The organism is Ferrovibrio sp., from assembly GCF_025869515.1.
In the GTDB taxonomy this organism is placed as follows: Bacteria; Pseudomonadota; Alphaproteobacteria; order Ferrovibrionales; family Ferrovibrionaceae; genus Ferrovibrio.
The window spans coordinates 94573-118438 of sequence record NZ_JAOZVR010000077.1 but is presented as its reverse complement, the minus strand read 5'-3'; the positions used below and the strand labels follow the sequence as shown (position 1 = coordinate 118438).

Annotated in this window: 20 protein-coding genes; 5 read left to right on the top strand and 15 right to left on the bottom strand. The window is 65.2% G+C overall.

Translation table 11 applies throughout. The features are described 5' to 3' along the window. Positions 1–7 precede the first annotated feature (7 nt). The 6 genes from OJJ21_RS12320 to OJJ21_RS12295 all read right to left on the bottom strand — a co-directional run bounded on the left by OJJ21_RS12320 (position 8) and on the right by OJJ21_RS12295 (position 6446). Positions 8–2917, bottom strand: coding sequence for a helicase-related protein (locus OJJ21_RS12320; RefSeq protein WP_297686632.1), 2910 nt, complete (start codon positions 2915–2917; stop codon positions 8–10). Positions 2918–2921: 4 nt separating this feature from the next. Beyond that, positions 2922–3140 carry a hypothetical protein gene (locus OJJ21_RS12315; protein WP_297686630.1) on the bottom strand — a complete coding sequence of 73 codons (219 nt, stop codon included), beginning with the start codon at positions 3138–3140 and terminating at the stop codon, positions 2922–2924. Between the two features lie 71 nt (positions 3141–3211). Continuing rightward, positions 3212–4315 (bottom strand): molybdenum ABC transporter ATP-binding protein, encoded by a 1104-nt coding sequence (gene modC, locus OJJ21_RS12310; RefSeq protein ID WP_297686627.1) that lies wholly within the window; start codon positions 4313–4315, stop codon positions 3212–3214. Next, positions 4312–5001: a molybdate ABC transporter permease subunit gene (modB, locus tag OJJ21_RS12305; RefSeq protein WP_297686625.1), complete on the bottom strand. Its 690-nt coding sequence runs from the start codon at positions 4999–5001 to the stop codon at positions 4312–4314. The genes modC and modB overlap by 4 nt, the downstream gene beginning before the upstream one ends. 149 nt (positions 5002–5150) lie before the next feature. Continuing rightward, the gene (modA, locus tag OJJ21_RS12300; RefSeq protein ID WP_297686623.1) at positions 5151–5933 is read right to left on the bottom strand and encodes a molybdate ABC transporter substrate-binding protein; all 783 of its coding nucleotides are present in this window, start codon (positions 5931–5933) and stop codon (positions 5151–5153) included. A 198-nt stretch (positions 5934–6131) separates the two neighbouring features. After that, the gene (locus OJJ21_RS12295) at positions 6132–6446 is read right to left on the bottom strand and encodes a LysR family transcriptional regulator (RefSeq protein ID WP_297686726.1); all 315 of its coding nucleotides are present in this window, start codon (positions 6444–6446) and stop codon (positions 6132–6134) included. A 233-nt stretch (positions 6447–6679) separates the two neighbouring features. On the opposite strand from OJJ21_RS12295, the gene OJJ21_RS12290 reads away from it, so the two are divergent. After that, positions 6680–7333 (top strand): glutathione S-transferase family protein, encoded by a 654-nt coding sequence (locus tag OJJ21_RS12290; protein ID WP_297686621.1) that lies wholly within the window; start codon positions 6680–6682, stop codon positions 7331–7333. A 28-nt stretch (positions 7334–7361) separates the two neighbouring features. On the opposite strand, the gene OJJ21_RS12285 is transcribed toward OJJ21_RS12290, so the two are convergent. Further along, on the bottom strand, positions 7362–8351 hold the full coding sequence (locus tag OJJ21_RS12285) for a hypothetical protein (RefSeq protein ID WP_297686619.1): 990 nt from the start codon (positions 8349–8351) through the stop codon (positions 7362–7364). 804 nt (positions 8352–9155) lie between these two features. On the opposite strand from OJJ21_RS12285, the gene scpA reads away from it, so the two are divergent. Then, positions 9156–11342, top strand: a complete 2187-nt coding sequence (gene scpA, locus OJJ21_RS12280; RefSeq protein WP_297686616.1) for a methylmalonyl-CoA mutase — start codon at positions 9156–9158, stop codon at positions 11340–11342. Between the two features lie 45 nt (positions 11343–11387). Next, positions 11388–11804: an MAPEG family protein gene (locus tag OJJ21_RS12275; protein ID WP_297686614.1), complete on the top strand. Its 417-nt coding sequence runs from the start codon at positions 11388–11390 to the stop codon at positions 11802–11804. Positions 11805–11828: 24 nt separating this feature from the next. Here OJJ21_RS12275 and OJJ21_RS12270 read toward each other — a convergent pair whose 3' ends face one another. Continuing rightward, positions 11829–12218, bottom strand: coding sequence for a response regulator (locus OJJ21_RS12270; RefSeq protein WP_297686612.1), 390 nt, complete (start codon positions 12216–12218; stop codon positions 11829–11831). A 153-nt stretch (positions 12219–12371) separates the two neighbouring features. On the opposite strand from OJJ21_RS12270, the gene OJJ21_RS12265 reads away from it, so the two are divergent. Then, on the top strand, positions 12372–14630 hold the full coding sequence (locus OJJ21_RS12265) for a PAS domain S-box protein (RefSeq protein WP_297686610.1): 2259 nt from the start codon (positions 12372–12374) through the stop codon (positions 14628–14630). Here the strand turns inward: OJJ21_RS12265 and OJJ21_RS12260 are convergent. Then, positions 14627–16321, bottom strand: coding sequence for a carbon-nitrogen hydrolase family protein (locus tag OJJ21_RS12260; protein WP_297686608.1), 1695 nt, complete (start codon positions 16319–16321; stop codon positions 14627–14629). The two genes, OJJ21_RS12265 and OJJ21_RS12260, sit on opposite strands and share 4 nt — an antisense overlap. Before the next feature lie 381 nt (positions 16322–16702). Here OJJ21_RS12260 and OJJ21_RS12255 point away from each other — a divergent pair, with 381 nt between their 5' ends. Further along, the gene (locus OJJ21_RS12255) at positions 16703–18178 is read left to right on the top strand and encodes a CHAD domain-containing protein (protein ID WP_297686606.1); all 1476 of its coding nucleotides are present in this window, start codon (positions 16703–16705) and stop codon (positions 18176–18178) included. 15 nt (positions 18179–18193) lie between these two features. On the opposite strand, the gene OJJ21_RS12250 is transcribed toward OJJ21_RS12255, so the two are convergent. From OJJ21_RS12250 to OJJ21_RS12225, 6 genes are all read right to left on the bottom strand, one after another. Further along, entirely contained in the window at positions 18194–19018 is an 825-nt protein-coding gene (locus OJJ21_RS12250; protein ID WP_297686604.1) for a phosphodiesterase, read from the bottom strand. A 124-nt stretch (positions 19019–19142) separates the two neighbouring features. Beyond that, positions 19143–20180 carry an ABC transporter ATP-binding protein gene (locus OJJ21_RS12245; protein WP_297686602.1) on the bottom strand — a complete coding sequence of 346 codons (1038 nt, stop codon included), beginning with the start codon at positions 20178–20180 and terminating at the stop codon, positions 19143–19145. Then, positions 20177–20986 (bottom strand): ABC transporter permease subunit, encoded by an 810-nt coding sequence (locus OJJ21_RS12240; RefSeq protein ID WP_297686600.1) that lies wholly within the window; start codon positions 20984–20986, stop codon positions 20177–20179. Before OJJ21_RS12240 ends, OJJ21_RS12245 begins: the two co-directional genes overlap by 4 nt. A 5-nt stretch (positions 20987–20991) precedes the next feature. Continuing rightward, positions 20992–21810 (bottom strand): ABC transporter permease, encoded by an 819-nt coding sequence (locus tag OJJ21_RS12235; RefSeq protein ID WP_297686598.1) that lies wholly within the window; start codon positions 21808–21810, stop codon positions 20992–20994. A gap of 62 nt (positions 21811–21872) precedes the next feature. After that, positions 21873–22883: an extracellular solute-binding protein gene (locus OJJ21_RS12230; protein WP_297686596.1), complete on the bottom strand. Its 1011-nt coding sequence runs from the start codon at positions 22881–22883 to the stop codon at positions 21873–21875. Positions 22884–22885: 2 nt separating this feature from the next. After that, complete coding sequence (locus OJJ21_RS12225) at positions 22886–23698, bottom strand: DeoR/GlpR family DNA-binding transcription regulator (RefSeq protein ID WP_297686594.1); 813 nt, start codon at positions 23696–23698, stop codon at positions 22886–22888. Positions 23699–23866 lie beyond the last annotated feature (168 nt).

The following is a 23866-nucleotide window of genomic DNA, read 5'->3' as shown; positions in this document are numbered from 1 at the left end:
GCCGGCGTCAGCGCCGGTTGCCGCCGCCCTGCTTCTGCTGCTGCTTTAAGGCCAGCAGCGCCGCGAAAGGGCTGTCCGCCATCTTGGCTTCGTCTTCCTTGCGCTTCTGCTGCTCGCGTTCGCGTTTGGCGACAATGGCCTTGTGCGAGCGTAAGTAAAGCGTCACATCCGTTTTGGTGTCCGGATCGCGCGCCGTGATGGTCTTGTAGCCCAGCGCCCAGAGCAGGCGCTGCAATTCCTCGGGCCCGCAGCCGGCCAGGTTCATCCAGGCGGTATCGGCCATGAAGCTGCCGAAGGGACCCATACGTTTTTTCGGTTTCGGCGCCGCGGTGGCCGCGGGTTCGACCGCGCCTGCCGGCGCATCCATGGCCAGCGCCGGGGGCGGCATCTCGACCGGCGCTTCCACCGGCTGTTCGATCAGTTCGCCCAGCGGTTCGCCGAGTGGCTCACCGAGTGGCTCACCGGGCGCGGCGGCCGTCTCGGCGATCTCGACATCCTCCAGCGCAGCCTCAAGCGTCGGTGTTTCGGGCGCCGGCGTTTCGGGCACTGGCGTTTCGGGCGCCGGCGTTCCGGCTGGCGCGGCCGTCGCAGGCGCCTGCGGCTTCGGCCGGTCCTGCGGCTTGCGCGCCGCCAGTTCGGCCTGGCGCGCACCCTCGGCGATGCGCTGCACCACGTCGAGGCGATAGGCCTGCCGGCCGGCGCGCAGGAAGCCCGCCGCCAGCCACCAGGCATCGTCGCGCCATTCCAGCAGCGGCACCGAGGTCAGGCCCGGCGTCGGCGGCGCTTCCGGTTCCTTGCCATTGGCAATCGCCCATAGCAGCGTCTTCAGCTGCGTCGGTTTCGGCTTCAGCAGTTTCGGCACCAGGATATGCGTCTCGCCGAAGCTGACGCCCATCTTGCGCAGCGGATGCCGCTCGGCCTGGCCCATGTTGCGCACCAGGTCCGACACGTCGTCGCGTTTCAGCGCGCCGAGATTCTCCGCCAGCTGGAAAGCCAGGCCGCGCGCCGCGCCTTTCAGCTCGGCATCGCGCAGGCGATACAGGTCGCCCAGATGCTGGCGCAGATGGCGCTTGAGCCAGCCGGCCAGCCTGTCCTCCACCGCCTTGCGGGTGTCCGCCGGCAGCTGGTCGTCGGCCAGCAGGTTTACCTTCGGCTCCAGCACCTCGCTGCCCTTGCCCAGCACCGCCAGCATCACGGCGTCCTTCTCGGGCGTGATGCGCAGCAGGCCGCCCTCGGGCGACAGCGCGAAAGCCTCGTCGGGCAGCGCCAGCAGCGCGGTGGCGCGATCCGCCAGCGCCGGGCCCAGCACGCGCAGGGCGGCCGAACGCAGGATGCGGCGCTGCTCCACGCTGTCATGGCCCACCGGGCGGAAACGCAGCCCGTGCAGATGGCCGATGATCTCGCCTTCCACGGTCAGCGCATCGTCCTCGCCCAGTTTCACGTCCAGGCTGCCGATGTCTTCCTGCAGCCCGCGGGTCAGCACGCTGGTGCGGCGGTCGACGAAGCGCTCGGTCAGCTTTTCATGCAGCGCATCCGACAGGCGGTCCTCGATCGACCGCGTCTTGCTCTGCCAGCCGGCCGCGTCATCCAGCCAGCCGCCACGATGGGCGACGGTTGTCCATGTCCTGATATGAGCAAGCCTCTGCGACAGCGTGTCGATATCGCCGTCGGTACGGTCGATGTTGCGCAGCTGCCCGGCCACCCAGTCGGCCGGCAGCTTGCCGTTGCGGTCGCACAGATGCACATACAGCTGCGCCAGCAGGCGGGCATGGCTGTCATGCAGGTCCTTGGCGAAATCCGGAATCGCGCAGACCTGCCACAGCAGTTCGACGCGGTCCTTCGAACCGGCGCGCTCCTGCACCGCCGCATCCTCGCGCAGCGCCTGCAGCGACAGCAGGTCGTCGGCATCGCGGCCGCGCGTCAGGCCCTCGCGCGGCGGCGGCAGGTCGAGCGTGCGCACCAGTGCTTCCACGCTGCGGAAATCCAGGTCGTTGTTGCGCCAGCGCGCCGCAACGATCGGCTCGAAGCGGTGATTCTCGATGCGCTCGATCAGGTCGGGGTCGAGCGCCGGGCAGTCGCCGGTGGTGCCGAAGGTGCCGTTGCGCAGATGCCGGCCGGCGCGGCCGGCGATCTGGGCCACTTCGGCGGGCAGCAGCGGCCGCATGCCGATGCCGTCGAATTTCGACAGTTCGGCAAAGGCCATGTGTTCGATATCCAGGTTCAGCCCCATGCCGATGGCATCGGTCGCCACCATCACATCGACATCGCGGTTCTGGAACAGCGCCACCTGGGCGTTGCGGGCACGCGGGCTGAGCGCGCCCAGCACCACGGCGGCACCGCCGCGCTGGCGCCGGATCTGCTCGGCGATGGCATAGACGTCGCTGGCCGAAAACGCCACCACGGCCGAGCGTTTCGGCAGGCGCGACAGTTTCTTGGCGCCGGCATAGGTCAGTTGCGACAGGCGCGGCCGCGCGATGAACTCGGCATGCGGCACCAGGCGGCGGATCAGGCCGCGCATGGTGTCGGCGCCGAGGAACATGGTCTCTTCGGTGCCGCGCGCATGCAGCAGCCGGTCGGTGAAGACATGGCCGCGTTCGGCATCGGCGGCCAGCTGCACCTCGTCGATGGCGAGGAAATCGTAAGCGCGGTCCAGCGGCATGGCTTCCACCGTGCAGACGAACCACTGCGCGCCCTTGGGCAGGATTTTTTCCTCGCCGGTCACCAGCGCGACATGGCGGTCGCCCTTGATCGCCACGGCGCGGTCGTAGATTTCGCGCGCCAGCAACCGCAGCGGCAGACCGATGATACCGCTGCGATGGCTCAGCAGCCGCTCGACCGCCAGATGCGTCTTGCCGGTATTGGTCGGGCCCAGCACGCAGAGGATGCGGCCCTTCTCGGATGTCCTGATCTCGGTCACGGCTTCAACTCGCCTTGTTCTGGATGGTTTTGGTGATGCGCGCCGTCGTGCACAGCATATCGCCCTGCGCGGTGAAGCCCACCTCGGTCTGGCCCGGCCCCAGCGACAGCAGCACCAGCCCGGCCCAGCGGTGGAATACGGTCTGGCCGATCAGGGCTTCGGCAAAGGGCCTGACCCAGCTGTCTAGGCCGGGATCGACGTAAGGCCCCGGGGGCGCGGACATGGACGGAGGCTCCGGTTTTGCCGCCAGTCTACCGCGCGTGGCGCAGTCACCTCAACTGCCGGGCCTCGGCGCTATCGGGGCCGGCCCAGGCTGCCGCCATCCAGCGCCACGGTCTTGATCATGGCATAGACCGGCTTGCCCGGCGCCAGCGCCAGCCGCGCGGCCGACAGCCGGGTGATGCGCGCCAGCAGGGCATCGCCGTTGCAGTCGAGCCGCACCTCGATCTGCGGGCCGTCTCCGGTTTTCAGTTCGCTCACCGTGCCCGCCAGGATGTTCAGCGCGCTGGTCTCGGCGGGCGGCGTCAGCGCCAGGGTGACGTCGCGGGCGCGGATGCGGATGCGCAGGCTGCTGCCGATGGGCCGCTCCAGGCGCGGCACGAGAATGTCGCCGGCGTTGCAGCGCAGCAGGCTGAGGCCCCAGTCCTCCTCCTGCCGCACCAGCGTGGCGGTCAGCACCGCACCGGCCTCGTAGCGCCCGGTGAGCGGAAACAGATCGAGCCGCCCGGTCAGCGCCGGCACGCTGCCCACCGCCTGCACCTGTCCCTCCGACAGCAGCACCACCGTATCGGCCAGCCTTGTGACTTCCGGGATCGCATGGCTGACATAGACGATCGGCAGTTTCAGCTCGTCGCGCAGGCGTTCCAGATAGGGCAGGATTTCTTCCTTGCGCGCGGCATCCAGCGCCGCCAGCGGCTCGTCCATCAGCAGCAGTTCCGGCCGCGACAGCAGCGCGCGGCCGATGGCGACGCGCTGTTTCTCGCCGCCCGACAGCGTGCCCGGCCGGCGCGCCAGCAGATGCCGGATGCCGAGCAGGTCGACGACATGGTCGAAGCCGATGGCATCGGCGCGCCCGGATGCGGCTCCGGCGAAAAACCGGCCGTAGAGCAGGTTGGCGCGCACGGAAAAATGCGGCAGCAGCCGGCCGTCCTGGAAGACATAGCCGATGCGGCGGCGATGCGGCGGCATGAAAATGCCGGCTTGCGTATCGACCAGCGCGCGGCCGTTGATGGCGATGCGCGCGCGGTCGGGCCGCAGCAGCCCGGCGATGGCATTGACCAGCGTGGTCTTGCCCGCACCCGAGCGGCCGAACAGGGCCGTCAGCCCCGGCGCGCAGGCAAAGCGCGCGTCCAGGCGGAAGCCGCCGAAGTCATGCGCGAGATCGACCTCAAGTGTCATCCGAGCAGCCGTTTCGACATGCGCCGGGCCAGCAGTTCGCTGCAGACCAGTGCCACGGCGGCAACGGCAATCGAAATCACCGTGAGCCGCAGCGCCATGGCATCGCCGCCCGGCACCTGGATGAAGCTGTAGATCGCGGTCGGCAGCGTCTGCGTCTCGCCCGGGATGTTGGAGACGAAGGTGATCGTCGCGCCGAATTCGCCGAAGGCGCGGGCGAAACTCAGCACCAGGCCGGCCAGCAGGCCGGGCAGGCTCAAGGGCAGTGTGACGGTGAGGAAAACCAGTGCCGGAGGCGCGCCCAGCGTTTTCGCCGCGGCTTCGAGTTTCGGATCGACGGCTTCCATGGAGAGCCGGATGGCGCGCACCAGCAGCGGAAAGCCCATCACCGCGCAGGCCAGCGCCGCGCCGGTCCAGCGGAAGGCGAAGACGATGCCGAAGGTCTCGGCCAGGAAACCGCCGAACAGGCCGCGCCGGCCGAACAGCAGCAGCAGCAGATAGCCGGTCACCACCGGCGGAATGATCAGCGGCAGATGCACCAGCGCATCGAGCAGCGCCTTGCCGGGAAAGTCCTTGCGCGCCAGCAGCCAGGCGATGGCCACGCCGAACGGCAGGCTGCCCAGCGTGGCGACGAAGGCCACCTTCAGGCTGAGCAGAACCGCGGTGAGTTCTTCGGGGGTGAGGGTCATCGCGTGGCAATACTATGTGGCAATACTATAGACCGTCACCCTCGGATTTATTCCGAGGGTCCATCTGCATGCGCCGGTGTACGGACAGACGGGATGGACCCCTGGCCAGGAAGCATTCCCGGGTCCAGGGGTGGCGGGATGTGTTTTAATCAATTCGTCGCCGCATGCGGTGCGATCATCGTGAAGCCGTTCTTCTCGAACACCGCCTTTGCCGCCGGGCTGCGCAGGGCTGCCAGCCAGGCCGCCGCCTGCGGATGCTTCGAGTCATTGAGCTGCGCCGCCGGATAGAGGATCGGCGGATGCGTGTTGGCCGGGAAGGCATCCAGCACGCGCACGGCTTTCGCATCGGCCGCCGCGTCGGTGGCATAGACGATGCCGAGCGGCGCCTCGCCGCGCGCCACCAGCGCCAGTGCGGCGCGCACGTTTTCCGCCTGCGCCACGCGGGCCTGGACAGACGGCCAGACCTGCAGCGCCTCCAGCGCCGCCCTGCCGTATTTGCCGGCCGGCACCGCAGCCACATCGGCCATCGCCAGCTTGCCGTCCCGGCCCAGCAGACCGGCCAGATCGAAAGCCGGCGCGATCTTCACACTGGCTTTGCTGTCCGCCGGCGCGATCAGAACGATGCGGTTGCCCAGCAGGATGCTGCGCGTGCCCGGCTTCAGCAGTTTGCGCTGGTCGAGATAATCCATCCAGTCGAGATCGGCCGAGACGAACAGGTCGGCCGGGGCGCCGGCCTCGATCTGCCGGGCCAGCGCCGAAGACGCGGCATAGGAAATCTTCACCTGCGCCGGCGGCAGCACGGTCTGCGCCGCATTGATCTCGTCCAGCGCGGTTTTCATCGAGGCGGCAGCGAAGACCAGCAGATCCTGCGCCTTCGCCGTCAGCGGCATGGCGGCGAGCAGAATGGCCAGCAGGATAGCAGGGCGGCGCATGACGGTCTCCGTTATGTCCGCGTGACTATAACGGAAAGTCCGGACGCGGCACAAGGAAGACGTGGATCCCCGGGTCAGGCCCGGGGATGACGATTTGTGTAAAAGCGGGTCAATAAACAAAAACCGTCATGGCCGGGCTTGACCCGGCCATCCACGAGTTTTTTTGACAGACAGTGAGATTATCCCGGAATCCAGGTGCTACCGCCCGCGCAGCCTGCGCAGCGCCGCGATATCTTTGGCGCAGGCTTTCTCGGCGGCGGCGGTCATCGCCCGATAATGCGCCAGCACCTGGCGGCCCAGCGGCGTCAGCGTCGCGCCGCCGCCGGCCTTGCCGCCGGTCGCAGCAAACACCAGCGGCGCCCTGAAATAGCCGTTCAGCGTTTCCACCAGCATCCAGGCGCGTTTGTAGCTCATGCCCATGCGGCGGCCGGCCGCCGAGATCGAGCCGGTCTCGGCGATATGCTCCAGCAGGTCGCCCTTGCCCGGGCCGAGGAACACGCCCGGCGCCAGCATCACGCGCAGGCGCGTTCCGGATGCCGGCTGCTGCGGCGCGGTCTTCTTCACAGCTTTCTTCACTGGTTTCTTCACTGGCGTCCTGCCCATGGCGTTCCGGTCCGCTATCTGGCCTTGCGATGTGTTGCTGCCGTTATGCTGCCATGCTTTGGCGCGGCGGCCTATGGCCCATTGCCGATACCGAGGGGCCATGGAATAGAATGGCGCGTCCTGTTTTCAGTCCCGGAGCCCGCATGCTCACCGTCCACCATCTCGGCAAGTCGCAGTCCGAACGCATCGTCTGGCTCTGCGAGGAGCTTGGCATTCCTTACGACCTGAAACTCTATCAGCGCCAGCCCAACTTCCAGGCGCCGGCGGAATACAAGGCGCTGCATCCGATGGGCCTGGCGCCGGTGATCACGGATAACAGCGTCACCGGCGGCGATCTGGTGCTGGCCGAATCCGGCGCGGTGGTGGACTACATCCTCGGCCGCTACGGCAAGGGGGCGCTGCGGCCCGGGCCGGAGGATGCCGCCTTCGCCGACTATCTCTACTGGTTCCATTTCGCCAATGGCAGTTTCCAGCCCGCCGTGATGCGCGTGCTGATCGCGCGCCGGCTGGAGGCGCCGGCCGAGCATCCGGCGGTGCAGATCGGCGTCACGCGGCTCGGGATGATGCTGGCCATGCTGGATACGCGGCTGCGGGATGTGCCCTGGCTGGCCGGCGCGGCGTTCACCGCCGCCGATATCATGCCGGTCTTCACCCTCACCACCATGCGCCATTACGCGCCCTACGATCTCACGCCGTATCCGAACATTCTCGCCTGGCTGCAGCGCGTCGCCGCGCGGCCGGCGTATCAGCGCGCCATGCAGAAGGGCGATCCGGGGATGGAGTTGCTGTTGGGGTGATTGCGGGGCGTTACAAGACCGGAACAGCTTATCCGGGGACGGGATTCGGATTGGCCGGCGGAACAGCGGGCGGCGCTGCCGGGGCCACGGCTGCCGGTGGTGCCGGCGATGCCGCCGGTTTGAGCTTCACGAGGTCGGACAGTATGGACCGCACACGGTCGTGGAACATGCCGCTGAGAAACGCCAGGGCGGCCACCGTATAATGATTGTACGGGTTTCCGCTCGTCTGGGTGTCGAGAACGATGATCATCTTGCCGCCCTTGATCAAAAAGAAGGACAGCAGACCGAAAATAGTACCCTCCATCAGATGCTGCAGAATGCTGCCCTCGGTTTTCAGAAGAACGGCAAGGCCGCTGCCAACAAACCCCATGCTGAGCGCCAGCAGCAGCAGCAGGCTGTTGGATGACAGTCGTTCTGGAAAATTGCTCCAGAAGTCGGTGATCTCCCGCTTCAGATAGAAGATGAAGTTGGTTTCGTTATTCTGTGGCACGTCGTCTAGCCTGTACGAGGTCGCAGTGACCATGTGATCGACTGCGGCGGGCAGTGTCCAGATCGTCGGCTTTCTCCAGTCATTATCGTTGATCAGGCTGCGGTAGCGTTTTTCCGCAACGTTATGCGCGTTGGTATAGATTTCCAGAATGTCGGACATGCCCGGCACAGTCCGCGAAATTCGATTGGCACCGACATTGATCAGGATTTGCGTGCGTCGTTGAATGATACCAAGGCCTGACATCAGGACTTGATGTTCTTTATCCAGAACCAGCAGTTCGGTTTTTGATTCTGCGGTTTGTTGCGCCTGCAGAGGTTTCTTGCGCTCGGTATAGTCGATATTGAGTCTCTCGATGCGCAGCTTGATCTCATCGACCAGCCAGTCGCGGCTGCTGAGTTCAGCCAGCGTCACCAGCACGAGCAGGATCGCGAGAACCGACAGGCTTGCAATGATTGAATATTTCAGTGTCGTGCGAGAAAAACGGCCCGCAACCGCGGCCGCATTCACGACTGGCTGTGGAATATCCATCTGCCTTCCCCCCGAAGTCCCCACGAAATCAGGGCAGACTTTATTTTATCCGTCGAGTCAAAATGCGGCTCGTCTGCAAAAACATACTTAGGTATGTCGTAGCACAAAGATGATCGCTGGTTTCCGATTGCTGCGGGATTGCTTCGCTGCTTTCGGCGGCACCGACAAGACTCCAATCGAGATCACGCCGAAGTCTCCATGGTGACCGCGACCAGCAAGGGGTAATCAAGCCGGTGGTCTTGCGCCGGGGAATGTCGGAAACAGCATCCGGCTGTATTCGCTAAAACGCGGCACCGCAGCGAGGCGGACGCATCCGATGATGCGGTAGCCTGGTCTCACATTCGTCGACAATTCAGGATGTTGTTGCTATAATGTTCCAAATCTGATGGATTGTTTTTCATTTTATCATATATTTCAATGATTTAACCGTTCTGCGAACCGCAACGAGCGCAAACGGACCCAAACGAAGCGAAACGAACCCAAACGAACCTCGAACGGGCGCCAACGAACCTCAACGAACCCGAATGAGCATCAAACGGACCTCATTCAGCACTCAATGGGCTTCATTCGACACGCAATGGGACGCTCTCGGCACCGAATGGGACGCTCTTGGCATCGAATGGGACGCTTTCGGCACCGAATGGGACTGACTCGACACCGGATCGACCCCGCCCGGGCGGCGGCTTCCCCCTCCCGGGGGCGCTTTCACCGGGCTGAATTTGACAGTCGGCCAAAGCCCGGCATACTGGCTTTTGCACCGCAGCATGAGTTTGCGGCGAAACGCGTATGGGTGGACGTAAGAGAATGACCGGCAGCGACAAAGAGAGTCCCAATAGTATTTCCTGGCCCGAGGCCTGGGCGAAACTCGCGCAGAAGGAACTGGGCGACAAGCCGCTGGCCGATCTGGTCTGGCTCACGCCCGAAGGCATCCCGGTCAAGCCGCTCTACACCGCCGCCGATCTCGAAGGCCTGGAAGGGCTGGATACGCTGCCCGGCGTCGCCCCCTTCACGCGCGGCGTGCGCGGCACCATGTATGCCAACCGGCCCTGGACCATCCGGCAATATGCCGGCTTCTCCACCGCCGAAGAATCCAACGCCTTCTATCGCAAGAATCTCGCCGCCGGCCAGCAGGGCGTGTCGGTGGCTTTCGATCTCGCCACCCATCGCGGCTATGACTCTGATCATCCGCGCGTCGTCGGCGATGTCGGCAAGGCCGGCGTCGCCATCGATTCCGTCGAGGATATGAAAATCCTGTTCGACGGGATTCCGTTGGACAAGATGAGCGTGTCGATGACCATGAACGGCGCCGTGCTGCCGGTGCTGGCCTGCTATATCGTCGCCGGCGAGGAACAGGGCGTCAGCACCGAACAGCTTTCAGGCACCATCCAGAACGACATCCTGAAAGAGTTCATGGTGCGCAACACCTATATCTATCCGCCGGCGCCCAGCATGCGCATCATCGCCGATATCATCGGCTACACGGCGGCGAAGATGCCGAAGTTCAATTCGATCTCGATTTCCGGCTACCATATGCAGGAAGCCGGCGCCACCGCCGTGCAGGAGCTGGCGTTTACGCTGGCCGACGGCAAGGAATATGTCCGCACCGCGATTGCCAGCGGCCTCGATGTCGATGCCTTCGCCGGGCGGCTGTCGTTCTTCTTCGCCATCGGCATGAATTTCTTCATGGAGATCGCCAAGCTGCGCGCCGCCCGCCTGCTGTGGACGCGCATCATGAAGGACTTCAACCCGAAGAAGACCGGGTCGCTGATGCTGCGCACGCATTGTCAAACGTCTGGGGTCTCGCTCACCGAACAGGACCCCTATAACAACGTGGTGCGCACCGCCATCGAGGCGATGGCCGCCGTGCTCGGCGGCACCCAGTCGCTGCACACCAACGCGCTCGACGAGGCCATCGCGTTGCCGACCGAATTCTCCGCCCGCATCGCGCGCAACACCCAGCTGATCATCCAGGACGAGACGTATGTCACCAAGGTGGTCGATCCGCTCGCCGGCTCCTATTACGTCGAGGCGCTGACCCATGCGCTGGCGTCGCATGCCTGGGCGCTGATCGAGGAAGTGGAATCGATGGGCGGCATGACCAAGGCGGTCGAGTCCGGCATGCCCAAGCTGAAGATCGAGGAAGCCGCCGCCCGCCGCCAGGCCCGCGTCGACCGTGGCGAGGATGTCATCGTCGGCGTCAACAAATATCGCACGTCGCAGAACGATGTGCCGGACACGCTGGAAGTCGACAACACCCGCGTGCGCGACAACCAGGTGGCGCGGCTCAAGACCATCCGCAACACCCGCGATAAAGAAAAAGCGGCTGCGGCCATCAAGGCGCTGGAGGCCGGCGCGGCGGGGAAAGAGAATCTGCTCGAACTCTGCGTGCAGGCGGCGCGGGCGCGTGTCACCGTCGGCGAGATGTCGGATGCGATGGAGCGCGTCTTCACCCGCCACCAGGCCACCGTGCGCTCGATTGCCGGCGTCTATGGCGCCGCCTACGCGAATGACGAGGGCTTCATGAAGATCCAGAAGGATATCGAGGCATTTGCCGCCGAAGAGGGCCGCCGCCCGCGCATGCTGGTGGTCAAGCTCGGCCAGGATGGCCATGACCGCGGCGCCAAGGTGATCGCCACAGCCTTTGCCGATCTCGGCTTCGATGTCGATGTCGGTCCGCTGTTCCAGACGCCCGAGGAAGCCGCGAAAGACGCCATCGAGAACGACGTGCATGTGGTCGGCATCTCAAGCCAGGCCGCCGGGCACAAGACTCTTGTTCCCCAGCTGATTGATGCCCTTCGGAAACAGGGCGCCGGCGATATCCTGGTCATCACCGGCGGCGTCATCCCGCCGCAGGATTACGATTTCCTGCGCCAGGCCGGCGTCGCCGGCATCTACGGTCCCGGCACCAATATCCCGCAGGCCGCCAGCGAGATCGTCAAGCTGATCCGCCAGCAGCACACGGCCTCCGCCGCCAAGGGCGCTGCCGAGTGATGCTGGATCGCGCTGCAAAGTAACAACAGGAAGACAGGCCCCGCCATGTTGCCGCCCTTTGCCGTCACGCCGCTCTATGCGGCGCTCTGCGGTCTGCTCCTGCTGGTGCTGGCCCTGGCGGTGGTGCGCCTGCGCCAGCGGCACCGGGTCAATACCGGCGATGGCGGTCATGCCGATCTCGCCCGGGCCATGCGGGTGCAGGCCAACTTCGTCGAATATGTGCCGCTCACCCTGCTGCTGCTGTTCATGCTCGAAATGTCGCGCCAGCCGGTCTGGGCGCTGCATCTGCTCGGCGCCGGGCTGTTCGTCGGCCGCGTGCTGCATGCCTGGGGCTATCTCGGCAGCCCGGGACTCAGCTTCGGCCGCATGGTCGGCATCGTGCTGACCCTGAGCGTGCTGGGCGTGACGGCGCTCTGGCTGCTGGTCGTGGTGGCGCAGCGCTACCTGCTGCTGCCGGCCTGACACGACCGGCACCGCGCTTGGGGGTCAGGCGCGCCGCTTCAGATTGGCGCGCAGCGCTTCGTCCACGGCGCGGATCAGGTCGTCGCGTCGCACCGGCTTCTGCAGCACGCGGTCGGCGCCGAGCCGTTCGGCCATGCCGAGCAGTTCGCCGGCGCCGATCCAGCCGCCGCCCGAAATCGCGATCACCGGCAGGTCGGGCCAGCGTTTCTTGCATTCGCGCAGCACCTCCACCCCGTCGCGCTGCGGCATCAGGATATCGGTCAGCACCATGTCGAGATCGGCGTTGCTCTCCAGCGCCGCCAGGCCCTGATCGCCATTGCCGGCCAGGGTGACCCGGTGGCCGATCGCGTCCAGATGGGCGCGCAGGATGTCGCGGAATTCCGGATTGTCGTCGATGACGAGAATATGGGCCATGGGCACACTTTCGGCGACGGACTGGTAGCGACGCGAAATTTCATTATTGAAAAGTCGTCAGCTTGGTATCATTCTATCCGCGTATACCGGGAATGCAGCATATATTTGAAATTGCAGTTTGGCGGCGTTTTCTGCAGGTTCAGGTAACAAAACATGAACGATGATCTGTTACAGGCCGTCGTCGATACCGCGATTGACGGGCTGATCCTGATCGAGGCGGATGGCCGCATCGCCCTGTTCAACGCCGCCTGCGAAAGACTGTTCGGCTACACCCCGGCGGAGGTGCTGGGGCGCAATGTCTCGATGCTGATGCCCGAGCCCGACCGCTCCGCGCATGACGGCTATATCCACCGCTACCGCAGCACCGGCGAGAAACGCATCATCGGCATCGGCCGCGAGGTGACGGGCCGGCGCAAGGACGGCACGGTGTTTCCCTTCGAACTGGCGGTCGGCGCCTACAGCCGCGACGGGCGCCAGATGTTCGTCGGTGTCATCCACGACCTGACCAAATACCGCCGCAGCGAGGAACGCTTCCGCAAGGTGGTGGAGACCGCCATCGACGGCATGATCCTGATCGATGCGCAGGGCATCGTGAAGCTGTTCAACCCGGCCTGCGAAGCGCTGTTCGGCTATGCGCCGGAAGAGGTACTGGGCCGCAATGTCTCGATGCTGATGCCCGAGCCGGATCGGTCGGCGCATGACGGCTATCTGCGGCATCACCTGACCACCGGCGAGAAACGCATTATCGGCATCGGCCGCGAGGTGATGGGGCGCCGCAAGGACGGCATCGTCTTCCCGTTTGCGCTGGCGGTCGGCAGTTTCAGCGAGGACGGCAAGCCGATGTTCGTCGGCGTCATCCACGACCTGACAAAATATCGCCTCAGCCTGCAGCAGCAGCGCGAAAGCGAGGCGCGCTTCCGCCTGCTGGTCGATTCCATCACCGACTATGCCATCTTCCTGATGGATGCCGAGGGCATGGTGCTGACCTGGAATACCGGGGCGCAGAACCTCACCGGCGTCATGCCCGAGGAAGCCATCGGCAAGACCCGCGATGTTTATTATGCTGAGGAAGCGCGCCTCAACGACAGTCCGGCCAATGCCCTGCTGATCGCCGCCGACAAGGGCCGCTACGTCAGCGAAGAATGGCGGGTGCGCAAGGACGGCTCGAAATTCTGGGCCAGCGTCGTGATCAGCGCCCTGCGCGATACCGACGGGGAATTACGCGGGTTTGTCAACATCACGCGCGACATGAGCGAGCGGCGCCAGGCCGAGGACCTGCGCGACCAGCTGCGCCAGGCGCAGAAGATGGAGGCGCTGGGCCAGCTCACCGGCGGCGTTGCGCATGACTTCAACAACCTGCTGGCGGTGATCGTCGGCAACCTGGAACTGCTGACCGACCGGGTGAGCGACCAGGAAAGCCACCGCCTGATCGAGCAGGCACTGCGCAATGCCGAACGCGGCGCCGAACTGACCCGCCGCCTGCTCGCCTTCGGCCGCCAGCAGACGCTGAAGCCGGCCAGGATCGACGTCAACGAGCTGGTCCAGGGCATCCTCGACATGCTGCGGCGGACGCTCGGCGACAGCATCTCGATCCAGCCGGCGCTGGAGCTCGATGTCTATATGGTCGAGGTCGATCCCTACCAGCTGGAAAACGCCATTCTCAACATCGCGCTGAACGCGCGCGATGCCATGCAGGGCAACGGCACGCTGGTGATCCGCACCGCCATCACGCATCTGACCGAGCCGCGCGTGATGCCGACCCGGGTAGCGCCGGTCGGCACCTATGTGATGGTCGGCGTGCGCGATACCGGCTGCGGCATGTCGCCCGATGTGGCGGCCCGCGTCTTCGAGCCCTTCTACACCACCAAGGACGTGGGCAAGGGCAGCGGTCTGGGCCTCAGCATGGTCTACGGCTTCATCCTGCAGTCGGGTGGTTATGTCGAGCTCGACAGCATGCCGGGTGCCGGCACCGAATTCCGCCTCTACCTGCCGGCGCTCGAAGGCGACCTGCTGTCAGCGCGTCGGCCGGAAAACGAACCCGGCCGCCGCCTGGTCCTCTGCGTCGACGACAATGCCGATGTGCGGGCCACCATGACGGCCCTGCTCGGCAGCCTGGGCTTCGCCGTGCTGCCGGCGGCCACGGCCGCCGATGCGCTCGAGGAACTGCGCCGCGGCCTGCCGATCGACCTGCTGCTCACCGATATCCAGATGCCGGGTGGCATGAACGGCATCGAGCTGGCCGACCGCGTGCTGGCCAAGAAACCCGGTATGCCGATCCTGTTCATGTCCGGCTCGGCCGGCGAAGAGCAGCTGCACCACACCCGCTATTTCGGCATTTCCGAAATCCTGCCCAAGCCGGTGCGCAAGGCCGCACTGGCCGAGGCGCTGAAAAAGATGCTCGGCATGCCTTAGTCGGCCGCATCGGCCAGCGGCGCCGGCGTGATGTCCTTCCAGGTCACGCTGTAGAGATCGAAGCGGCGGTCCTTCAGGTTTTGTACCGTGCCGTGCTGGCGGGCGGCCGCCAGGCTGTCGAGCTGCACATCGGCAATTGCCACCATCTCCACATTCGGCGTGGTATCGGCGGCGATGCCGTCGCGGGCGAAGGCGAAGTCGCAGGGCGTCAGCACGCAGCTCTGAGCATACTGGATATCCATATTCTCCACGCTCGGCAGGTTGCCGACATTGCCGGCCATCACCACGTAGCACTGGTTCTCGATGGCGCGCGCCTGGGCGCAGTAGCGCACGCGCTGATAGCTCTGCCGCTCGTCGGTGCAGAAGGGTACGAACAGGATCTGCGCGCCCTGGTCGACCAGATGGCGCGCCAGTTCGGGGAATTCCGCGTCGTAGCAGATCATCACGCCGATCGGGCCGAAATCGGTCTCGATCACATTCGAGCTGCTGCCGCCGGTGATGTTCCACCAGTAGCGCTCGTTCGGCGTCGGGTGGATTTTGCGCTGCTCGTGCACCGCGCCGTCGCGCAGGCAGATGTAACTGATGTTGTAGACATGGCCGTCGACCGGATCGCGCGTCGGATGCGAACCGCCGACGATGTTGATGTTGTAGCTGACCGCCAGTTCTCCCAGCAGGGTCTTGATGCGGTCGGTGTAACGGGTCAGCGCCGCCACCGCCTCGGCGGCCGGTGCATTGCGGTTCTCGATCGAGAGCAGCTGCAGGGTGAACAGTTCGGGGAACAGCACGAAGTCGGCCTTATAGTCGGCCACCACATCGACGAAATACTCCACCTGCCTGGCAAAATCCTCGAATGAGTTCACCGCGCGCTGCTGATACTGCACGGCGGCGACGCGCGCGGTGCGGGCGCGCGGCAGCGGCGCGGCAAGCTGCAGGTCGGCCGCATCGCCATAGGCCGGATTGCGCCAGACCATATGCGTGGCATAGCCGCGCGATTCATGGTCGGTGCCGAGATAGCCGCGCAGCACACCAAGCGGCTCGAAGGCATTGCGCAGCTGGAAATTCACCACCGGATCGCGCAGCGTGCCGGCACGCACCAGTTCAAGATACTTTTCCGCCGAGCGCAGCTGCATCCAGCGCCGGCTCAGGCCGGGCATGCGGCCGCCGAAGACGATGCCTTTCAGATGCAGATGCTCGCAGAGCTGCTTGCGCGCGTTATACAGCCGCTGGCCCAGTCTCAGGCCGCGGTAATCGGGATCGACGCAGACCTCCAGGCCGTACAGCCAGTCGCCCTGCGCATCGTGCCGCGCCGCATAGCCGCGCCCGGTGATGCCTTCCCAGTCATGCGGCTTCAGGGCCAGCTTCTCGGCGATGCGGAAGGTGGCGCAGTAGCCGACGATGGTGTCCTCGTAGACCGCGACGAACTGGCCCTGCGGGAAGTGGTGCTGATGGCCGCGCAGCTGCGCCGCCGTGTAGGCGCCATCCGATCCCAGCGCGGCATAGACCTTGGCGGTCAGCGCATGGATGCCGGGAATGTCCTGCGGTGTGGCATTGCGCAGCTGCAGTTTCGGTCCGGTCTGGTTTTTAGACCCGGTCTGGTTTTTGGCCTGGCCGCCGGCGGCGCGGCGGCGCGGGGCGGACTGCTGCAGGGCACGGCTGGCCGGTTTCGGTTTGGATTTTCTGATGCTGCTCATGCGGAAAACTCGCTGTTCAGGCTTGTAAAAGATGGCCCTTATCAACGGCGCAGCACGGGGTCGGGTGCCGCAAAAACTCTGCCCCAGGCCGCGCATGGCGCGGACAGTCATGGGGAATCCTGACGAAAAAGGGGAAATGTCGGTGAAAGGGGGGAGGGCCGCCCGGCGATGCCGGGGGGATGGCGGGGTGCCGGGCGGCCCTACAGGCTGCAACTATGGCCGCCTGCAAGTGTTGCCATTCAAACGGGTGAAAGCGGCAGAATTAGGGCGGCCACCGGCTTTGGCGCCCATTTTGATTCATGCGGTTTCGCAGAACTGTAACAATCGTAAACGCCTGTCCTGTTTGACTTATTTCCTTGCGCTCCGATAGAGTCCGCCGCCATGAGCGAACCGCCCGCGCTGCTGCGTTTCGGCCTTGCCCCGGGCGGGCTGGCGCTGGTGCGCCGGCATGCTGTATTTGCCGAGCGCAAATCCGCCGGCAAACGCAGCCGGGTGCTGAAATCCAGTCTCTCCCTGCTCGATACGCCGGACCGCAGTTTTGCCGCCGCCGGCTGGCTGTGCCTTGCCATCGCGGATCCGCAGGGCCGCCGCATTGTCACGCTGCCGATCGCCGGCGTGGCGCTGGATACAGTGCCGTCGCTCGATGCGATCGACGATCTCGACACGCTGGCCGAGGGCACGCTGAGCGGACAGGTTCATAACCTCACGCAGGATGGCCATGCGGTCATGCTGCAGAGCTACAAGGTACAGCTCAGGGCTGCCGATCAGCGCGCGACCTATGAAGCCCTCACCCTGCAGGCCGCGCCCGACGCCGCCATGGCGATGGATGCGCTGGCCGCGGCGCTGGTGCGCGATCTGCCGCTGCGCTGGACCGGTACCGCGCCGCTGGTGCAGGCGGCCTGCCATCTCGGCATGATCGAGCCGCCGCCGGTGCGGTCCGCCATCCTCGACTTTGCGCTGCCCGATGACGTCAGCGTTGCGGCGGCCTTCGCCATCGTCCTGCGGCATTGCCTGGCGCAGTTCGATGCCAATCTGCTGCCGGTGCTGCGCGACCGCGATCAGGAAGGCGTGCACCAGATGCGCGTGGCGCTCCGCCGCCTGCGCTCCGCCATCGGGCTGTTTGCGCCAATCCTGGACAATAATGCGCTGCAGCCGCTGCTCGACGACCTGCGCTGGCTAGGCGCGCCGCTCGGGCGCAAACGCGATCTCGATGTCTTTATCACCGAAACGCTCAATCCGCTGCGCAGCCAGGCCGATCCGCCGAAACGGCTGCAGCATCTTGCCACCATCCTGGAAGATCACCGCGCTGCCGCCCAGGTGGCGCTCGAGTCCGCCCTGAACGCGCCGCGGCTGGCCGCTTTGCGCCTGGCACTGGCGCGTTTCGTCGCCGCCATCGAGAGTGGCGATCCGGCCGTGCTTGCGGATACCGATGCGGCGACCGGGCCTGCCATGCGGTTTGCCGCCGCGCTGTTGCGCAAGCGGCACAAGAAGGTGAAGGCGCTCGGCCGGCGGCATGCCGAACTCGATATCCCCGCCCTGCACGAGTTGCGCATCCAGGCCAAGAAGCTGCGTTACACCGCAGAATTCTTCCGGCTGCTCTTTGCCCGCCGCAAGACATCGCGCCGTTTCATCGCGGCTCTGGCGCATCTGCAGGATTGTCTCGGCATGCTCAACGATGCCGATGTGGGCGCGCGCCTGGTGCGCGACCTGCTGCCCGCTGCCGGAGAGGATCCGGCGGCGGCAGCGATTGCCGCCTGGTTTGCCGGTCGCCAGCAGCTGCAGCCGGCCCAGCTCGGCGAGGCCTGGGACAGCTTCGCCGCGATCAAGCCCTTCTGGAAAGGCGCCGGCGAAGGCTGATCAGTCCCAGCCTGCTCAGTCTATGAGCCTGCCGTCCGGCCCGTGGAAGGGATGCGGGCCGTCGTAATCGCCGATGGCGGCCGTATGGCTGATCAGCCGGCCGCCGTTCCACCAGTGCAGCATGAAACCGGGCGGCTCCATGGTGAAGCGGCTGGGCGCATCGGCATCGATATCCAGCGCCACCTGATGTGCCGGACTCGGGCAGGTCAGCGCGGTGCGGCCGCCGATATCGGCGCGGATGGTGCGATGCAGATGGCCGCACAGGATCAGTCTGATCTGCGGATGCCGTGCCACGATGGCTTCGAACTCGGCGGCGCCCTTCAGGCCGATCCTGTCCATATGACCGATGCCGGTGATGAAGGGCGGATGATGCATCATCACCAGGGTGGGCAGGTCCGGTTGCTGTGTCAGCGTGGCATCCAGCCAGCGCAGGCGCTCCGCGCAAAGCTCGCCGCCGCCCTGGCCCGGGATCAGCGTATCCAGTCCGATGATGCGCAGCGGATAGTCATCGTCGATGGCGAATTGCAGAAAACTGCCGCGTTCCCGCGGCAGATAGCCGCCATGGGCAAAGGCCTCGCGCATCGCATCGCGTTCGTCGTGATTGCCGGGTATGGCGATGATGCGCTGCTGCAGCGGGCTCAGGATTGCCTTCAGATGGTCGTATTCCTCGGGCCGGCCGAGATCGACCAGATCGCCGGTCAGCAGGATCAGGTCAGGCTGCTGCTTCAGCGCCTGCAGTTCGGCGACGCAGCGTTCCAGCATCGCCGCCGTGTCGACCTTCCGGTAGGCCAGCTTGCCGGGCAGCTTGATATGGGTGTCGGTGATCTGGGCGATCAGCATGGGGCACTCCTTCTTCCTTCCGTCATTCCCGCGAAAGCGGGAATCCCATTTTTTTGTGATACAGGAAAAACGAGACCCCGGCCAAAGAGAGCCTTCTTGGGCCCGGGGTGACGAGGTTACAAACTCACAAAATCAGCACGCCGCGCGGGTCGATCGCCAGGCCGACGGTCTCGCCATGGCTGAAATCGCGCCGCGCCGCGCTTTCCACCACCAGCGGCTGTTTCTCGCCGACCTCGACGAACAGCCGGGTGCGGTCGCCGAGGTAGAAGGCGGCCGCCACGGTGCCGCGCAGGGTGCTGCCTTCGGCGCTTTCGGTCACTTGGATATCCTCGGGCCGGAACAGGATTTCGCTGGCATCGGCCGGCGCCGTGGCCCAGGGCATGTCGCCGGCGCGGCAGGTGAACACGCCGTTGCGCACGGCGCCGTTCAGGCGGTTCATGGTGCCGATGAAATCGGCCACGAACCGGGTCGCCGGCTTCTGGTAGATGTCGCGCGGGCTGCCGATCTGCGCCACGCGGCCATGTTCCATCACCACGATGCGGTCGCCCAGCGCCATCGCTTCGGACTGGTCATGCGTCACGTAGATCGCGGTGATGTTGAGCCGGCGCAGCAGGGTGTCGATTTCCAGCCGCAGGGTGTCGCGCAGCTTGGCGTCCAGGGCGGTGAGCGGTTCGTCGAGCAGCAGGGCACGCGGCCGCACGGCCAGCGCACGGGCCAGTGCCACGCGCTGGCGCTGGCCGCCCGACAGCTGGTCGATGCGGCGGTCCGCCAGCGCCTCGATCCGCATCATGCCCAGCATCTCGCTGACGCGGGTGCGGAGCGCCGCCTGCGACTCTCTGCGGATCTTCAGGCCGTAGCCGATATTCTCCGCCACGCTCATGTTGGGAAACAGCGCATAGGACTGGAACACCATGCCGACATTGCGCTTCTCGATCGGCAGGGTCGTAACGTCCTCGCCGTCGAACAGAACCTTGCCGCCCGCGTCGGGTTCTTCCAGTCCGGCGATGATGCGCAACGTGGTGGTCTTGCCGCAGCCCGACGGCCCCAGGAAGACGATGGTCTCACCTTCCCTGATCGACAGGTTCAGCGGCTCCAGCGCGCGGGTGCCGTCGGTAAAGGTCTTGGCGCAGTTTTCCAGGGTAATCGAAAGCGGCTTGTTCATGTTGCATCATCCTCGGCAACGAATTTTTTCAGGCGCGGCTGCGCGAAGGCCTGCAGGGCCAGCAGCAGCGGCACGATCATCAGGAAAAACACCAGCGTATAGGCGCTGCCGATTTCAAGGCGCAGGGAGGCATAGGCATCGGCCAGGCCGACCGGCAGCGTCTTGGTGAACGGTGTGTGCAGCAGCCACGTCATGTTGAATTCGCCCATCGACAGCGTCACCACCATCAGCGAGCCGGCGAGAATGCCGGCGCGACAGTTCGGCAGCACGATATGGCGGAAGCGGTCGATGAAACCGGCGCCCAGCGATGCCGCACCTTCCTCCAGCGTCTTCAGGTCGATGGCGCTCAGCACCGCCAGCACGCTGCGCACCATGAAGGGCAGGGTGAACAGCACATGGCCGACCAGGATGAAGGCCCAGGAGGTGCGGAAACCCGACAGGCTGCCATAGGTGACGATCAGCGCCAGCGCGGTGGCCAGACCCGGCACGGCCACCGGCATCACCAGCATTTCCTCGATCACGCGGCCGAGCGCGGTCTGGCGTTTGGCCAGCACATAGGCGGTGGGAATCCCGATCACCAGCGTGACGGCCAGGCAGGCCAGCGACAGGCCGATGGACAGGAAGATGGTGTCGCGATAGCCGTCCCAGACCTCGAAGACCCAGCGCAGCGTCAGGCCGCTTTCCAGACCGACCAGGTAATTCACCGTCAGGCCGGCGAGGATGGAGAGGATCACCGGCACGATCAGGAAAGCGCAGACGATCAGCGTGAAGCCGAGCTGCAGGGTGAAGAGCCATCTGTTTTTCATGGCGCTTACCCTGCGGCCGCGACGGTGGAACCGGCGGCGGTGCGCGCCAGCGCCAGCACGATCCAGGTGACGGCGCCGAGCACGAAGCTGAGCGCGGCCGCCATGGCGATATTGGCCGACAGGGTGAACTCGGTATAGATCACCATCGGCAGCACGTTGATGCGGGTGGCCAGCGTGAATGCCGTGCCGAAGGCGCCGACCGCGGTGGCGAAGCAGATCGCGCCGGCCGAGATGAAGGCCGGTTTCAGGCCCGGGATGATGACATCGCGCACGACACGCAGCGGCGAGGCGCCGAGCGAGCGGGCGGCTTCTTCCAGTTTCGGGTCGAGCTTTTCGGCGGCGGCCATCACGGTCAGGATGGTGCGCGGCACCGAGAAATAGACATAGCCCATGAACAGGCCGGCCATCGAATAGGCGAACACCACTTTCTCGCCGGTCACGGCCTGGGTGATCTGGCCGATCAGGCCCTGGCGGCCGGCCAGCATGATCACCATGAAGCCGATGACAACCCCGGGAAACGCCAGCGGAAAGGTCAGCATCGCCACCAGCGCGGCATTGCCGGGGAATTTGTGGCGCTGCAGGAACACGCCGGAAATACCGCTGATGATCAGCGTCGCCACTGTGGTGGCGGCCGCCACCGCCAGGGTGGAAATCAGGCTGTTGAAGTAATTCCGGTCGGTCAGGATCGCGGCATAGGCGGCCCAGCCGGTCTTGCCGCTGCCGCCGATCATGAACAGATCGGCCATCGGAATGAGGAAAAAGCCGGTGAAGAAAATCCCCGCCGGCAGCAGCAGCAGAATCAGTCTTTGGGTTTCCCGGCGCATTGCGTGCCGTTTCCTCCGGATAATCGGCAGGACGGTGTCGCCACCGCCCTGCCGTCTTCACATCAGTTCACATCGTTCCGGTAACGCTCGACGATCTTGGCCTGCGCGGCAGCCAGCTTCTTCAGGTCGATCGGCTTGGCGCGGGCGTAATCGGCATCGGGCAGGAACTTCGCCTTGGATTCCTTCGACAGATGCTGGGCGAAGACCGGACGCAGATAGGCGTTGCCCCACATGGCCTGGCTTTCATCCGACAGCACGAAGTCCAGCACCTTCTTGCCGTTTTCCGCATTCGGACCCTTGTTGGCCAGACCCATCACATAGGGGAACACCACGCTGCCTTCCTTCGGGATCACGAACTCGACCGGCGCCTTGTCGGTGTATTTGCCGCGATAGGCGTTGAAGTCGTAATCGAGCAGGATCGGGATTTCGCCCGAGATCACGCGGGCATAAGACGTCTGCTTCGGCACGATCGGTTCGTTCTTGGCGAGCTGCTTGTAATACTTGATCGCCGGATCGAGGTTGTCGTAGCTGCCGCCGAGCGCCAGGTTCACCGCCATCACGCCGAGCTGGCCGACGGCCGCCGAGGTGGGATCGAGATAGCCGACCAGGCCCTTGTATTCGGGCTTGAGCAGGTCGGCCCAGCTCTGCGGCACCGGCTTGTTGCCCAGCGCCTGCTTGTTGACGAACAGGCCGAGCGTGCCCGAATGGATGGTGAACCAGTAGCCGTCCGGATCCTTCAGGTCGGCGGGAATCTTCTCCCAGTTCTTCGGCTTGTAGGGCGTCAGCACGCCGGCATCCTTGGCCGGATCGGCGGCGATGCCGCCGAGATAGGTGACGTCGGCGACCGGGTTGGCCTTCTCGGCGATCAGGGCGGCGATGGCCTGGCCGGAATTCTTGTTGTCCGGCGGCACCTGGATGCCGAGCCTGGCCTGGATCGCCTTGAGCTGCGAGCCCCAGTCGGCCCATTCCGGCGGGCAGTTGTAGCAGATGGCGCGCTGCTGCGCGTTTGCATCGGCAACGCCGATCAGTGCGGCGATGCCCAATGCGCTGGCAAGAAGGACGCGTTTCAACATAATCAGCCTCTCCCGTTGTTGGATGCAGATTCACTGGCGTCGTCGGACCAGACGACGAGACGGACGCCGGCTTCCTTGAGCTGGCCGGCGATGGCGGGCGGCACCGGCCGGTCGGTGAAGACCGCGGTGGCCTCGGTGATATGGCCACCGCGCACGGTGGCGTCGCGGCCGAATTTGGAATGGTCGAGCACCAGGAAGCGCTGGCGGCAGTGCTGCGCGAGGTTGCGGCGCATCGCCACTTCGTCGGGTCCGAAATCCAGCAGCGTGCCATCCTCGGCCACGGCGCCGACGCCGTAGATGCCGATATCGACGGCGAAGTTGCTGAAAAAGCCATGCGCCTCGGCGGCCACCACGTCCCGGTCGAGATTGCGCACCCGCCCGCCGGCAATGGTGATCTCGCAGGAGGGATTACGGGCGAGCGCCATCGCCACGTTGAGGTTGTTGGTCATCACCCGCAGGCCGGGATGCTCGGTCAGCGCCAGCGCGCATTGCTCCGGCGTGGTGCCGATGCCGAAGAACAGCGTGGCGGCATCGGGTACGGCACGCGCCACCAGTTCGGCAATACGGCGCTTGGCTTCGATGTTCAGCACCTGGCGCGCGGGATAGGCGAGATTTTCGCCCTCGGGCGGCAGTTCGACGCCGCCATGTTTCCGGCGCAGCAGCCCGCGGTCGCACAGACCGATCACGTCGCGGCGGGTGGTATAGGGCTTCACGCCGCAGAGCGCGGCCAGCGCATCGATGGTCTGGTAGCCGTCCCGGCGCACCGCCTCCATGATGAGGCGCGCGCGGTCATCGGCCGGTGATCCGGCAGCCATGGTCGTTTCCTGTCCCGTGCGGCTCTTCATGTTCAAATAAACACTGACAGCCGCTTATTTCGTTGAAATGACCATCACATGAACATTGTGTGACGTCAAATGGACTGAATATCCCTCTCAGCAAGCAACCCGTAGCTGAGGTTTAATTTTTCCGATCTTTCTACCTAT

Excerpts from the sequence above, each read along its gene's own strand:
- OJJ21_RS12315 (WP_297686630.1), bottom strand. The coding sequence starts at position 3,140 with ATGTCCGCGCCCCCGGGGCCTTACGTCGATCCCGGCCTAGACAGCTGG.
- modC (WP_297686627.1), bottom strand. The coding sequence starts at position 4,315 with ATGACACTTGAGGTCGATCTCGCGCATGACTTCGGCGGCTTCCGCCTG.
- modB (WP_297686625.1), bottom strand. The coding sequence starts at position 5,001 with ATGACCCTCACCCCCGAAGAACTCACCGCGGTTCTGCTCAGCCTGAAG.
- modA (WP_297686623.1), bottom strand. The coding sequence starts at position 5,933 with ATGCGCCGCCCTGCTATCCTGCTGGCCATTCTGCTCGCCGCCATGCCG.
- OJJ21_RS12295 (WP_297686726.1), bottom strand. The coding sequence starts at position 6,446 with ATGCTGGCGCCGGGCGTGTTCCTCGGCCCGGGCAAGGGCGACCTGCTG.
- OJJ21_RS12290 (WP_297686621.1), top strand. The coding sequence starts at position 6,680 with ATGCTCACCGTCCACCATCTCGGCAAGTCGCAGTCCGAACGCATCGTC.
- OJJ21_RS12285 (WP_297686619.1), bottom strand. The coding sequence starts at position 8,351 with ATGGATATTCCACAGCCAGTCGTGAATGCGGCCGCGGTTGCGGGCCGT.
- scpA (WP_297686616.1), top strand. The coding sequence starts at position 9,156 with ATGACCGGCAGCGACAAAGAGAGTCCCAATAGTATTTCCTGGCCCGAG.
- OJJ21_RS12275 (WP_297686614.1), top strand. The coding sequence starts at position 11,388 with ATGTTGCCGCCCTTTGCCGTCACGCCGCTCTATGCGGCGCTCTGCGGT.
- OJJ21_RS12270 (WP_297686612.1), bottom strand. The coding sequence starts at position 12,218 with ATGGCCCATATTCTCGTCATCGACGACAATCCGGAATTCCGCGACATC.
- OJJ21_RS12265 (WP_297686610.1), top strand. The coding sequence starts at position 12,372 with ATGAACGATGATCTGTTACAGGCCGTCGTCGATACCGCGATTGACGGG.
- OJJ21_RS12260 (WP_297686608.1), bottom strand. The coding sequence starts at position 16,321 with ATGAGCAGCATCAGAAAATCCAAACCGAAACCGGCCAGCCGTGCCCTG.
- OJJ21_RS12255 (WP_297686606.1), top strand. The coding sequence starts at position 16,703 with ATGAGCGAACCGCCCGCGCTGCTGCGTTTCGGCCTTGCCCCGGGCGGG.
- OJJ21_RS12250 (WP_297686604.1), bottom strand. The coding sequence starts at position 19,018 with ATGCTGATCGCCCAGATCACCGACACCCATATCAAGCTGCCCGGCAAG.
- OJJ21_RS12245 (WP_297686602.1), bottom strand. The coding sequence starts at position 20,180 with ATGAACAAGCCGCTTTCGATTACCCTGGAAAACTGCGCCAAGACCTTT.
- OJJ21_RS12240 (WP_297686600.1), bottom strand. The coding sequence starts at position 20,986 with ATGAAAAACAGATGGCTCTTCACCCTGCAGCTCGGCTTCACGCTGATC.
- OJJ21_RS12235 (WP_297686598.1), bottom strand. The coding sequence starts at position 21,810 with ATGCGCCGGGAAACCCAAAGACTGATTCTGCTGCTGCTGCCGGCGGGG.
- OJJ21_RS12230 (WP_297686596.1), bottom strand. The coding sequence starts at position 22,883 with ATGTTGAAACGCGTCCTTCTTGCCAGCGCATTGGGCATCGCCGCACTG.
- OJJ21_RS12225 (WP_297686594.1), bottom strand. The coding sequence starts at position 23,698 with ATGGCTGCCGGATCACCGGCCGATGACCGCGCGCGCCTCATCATGGAG.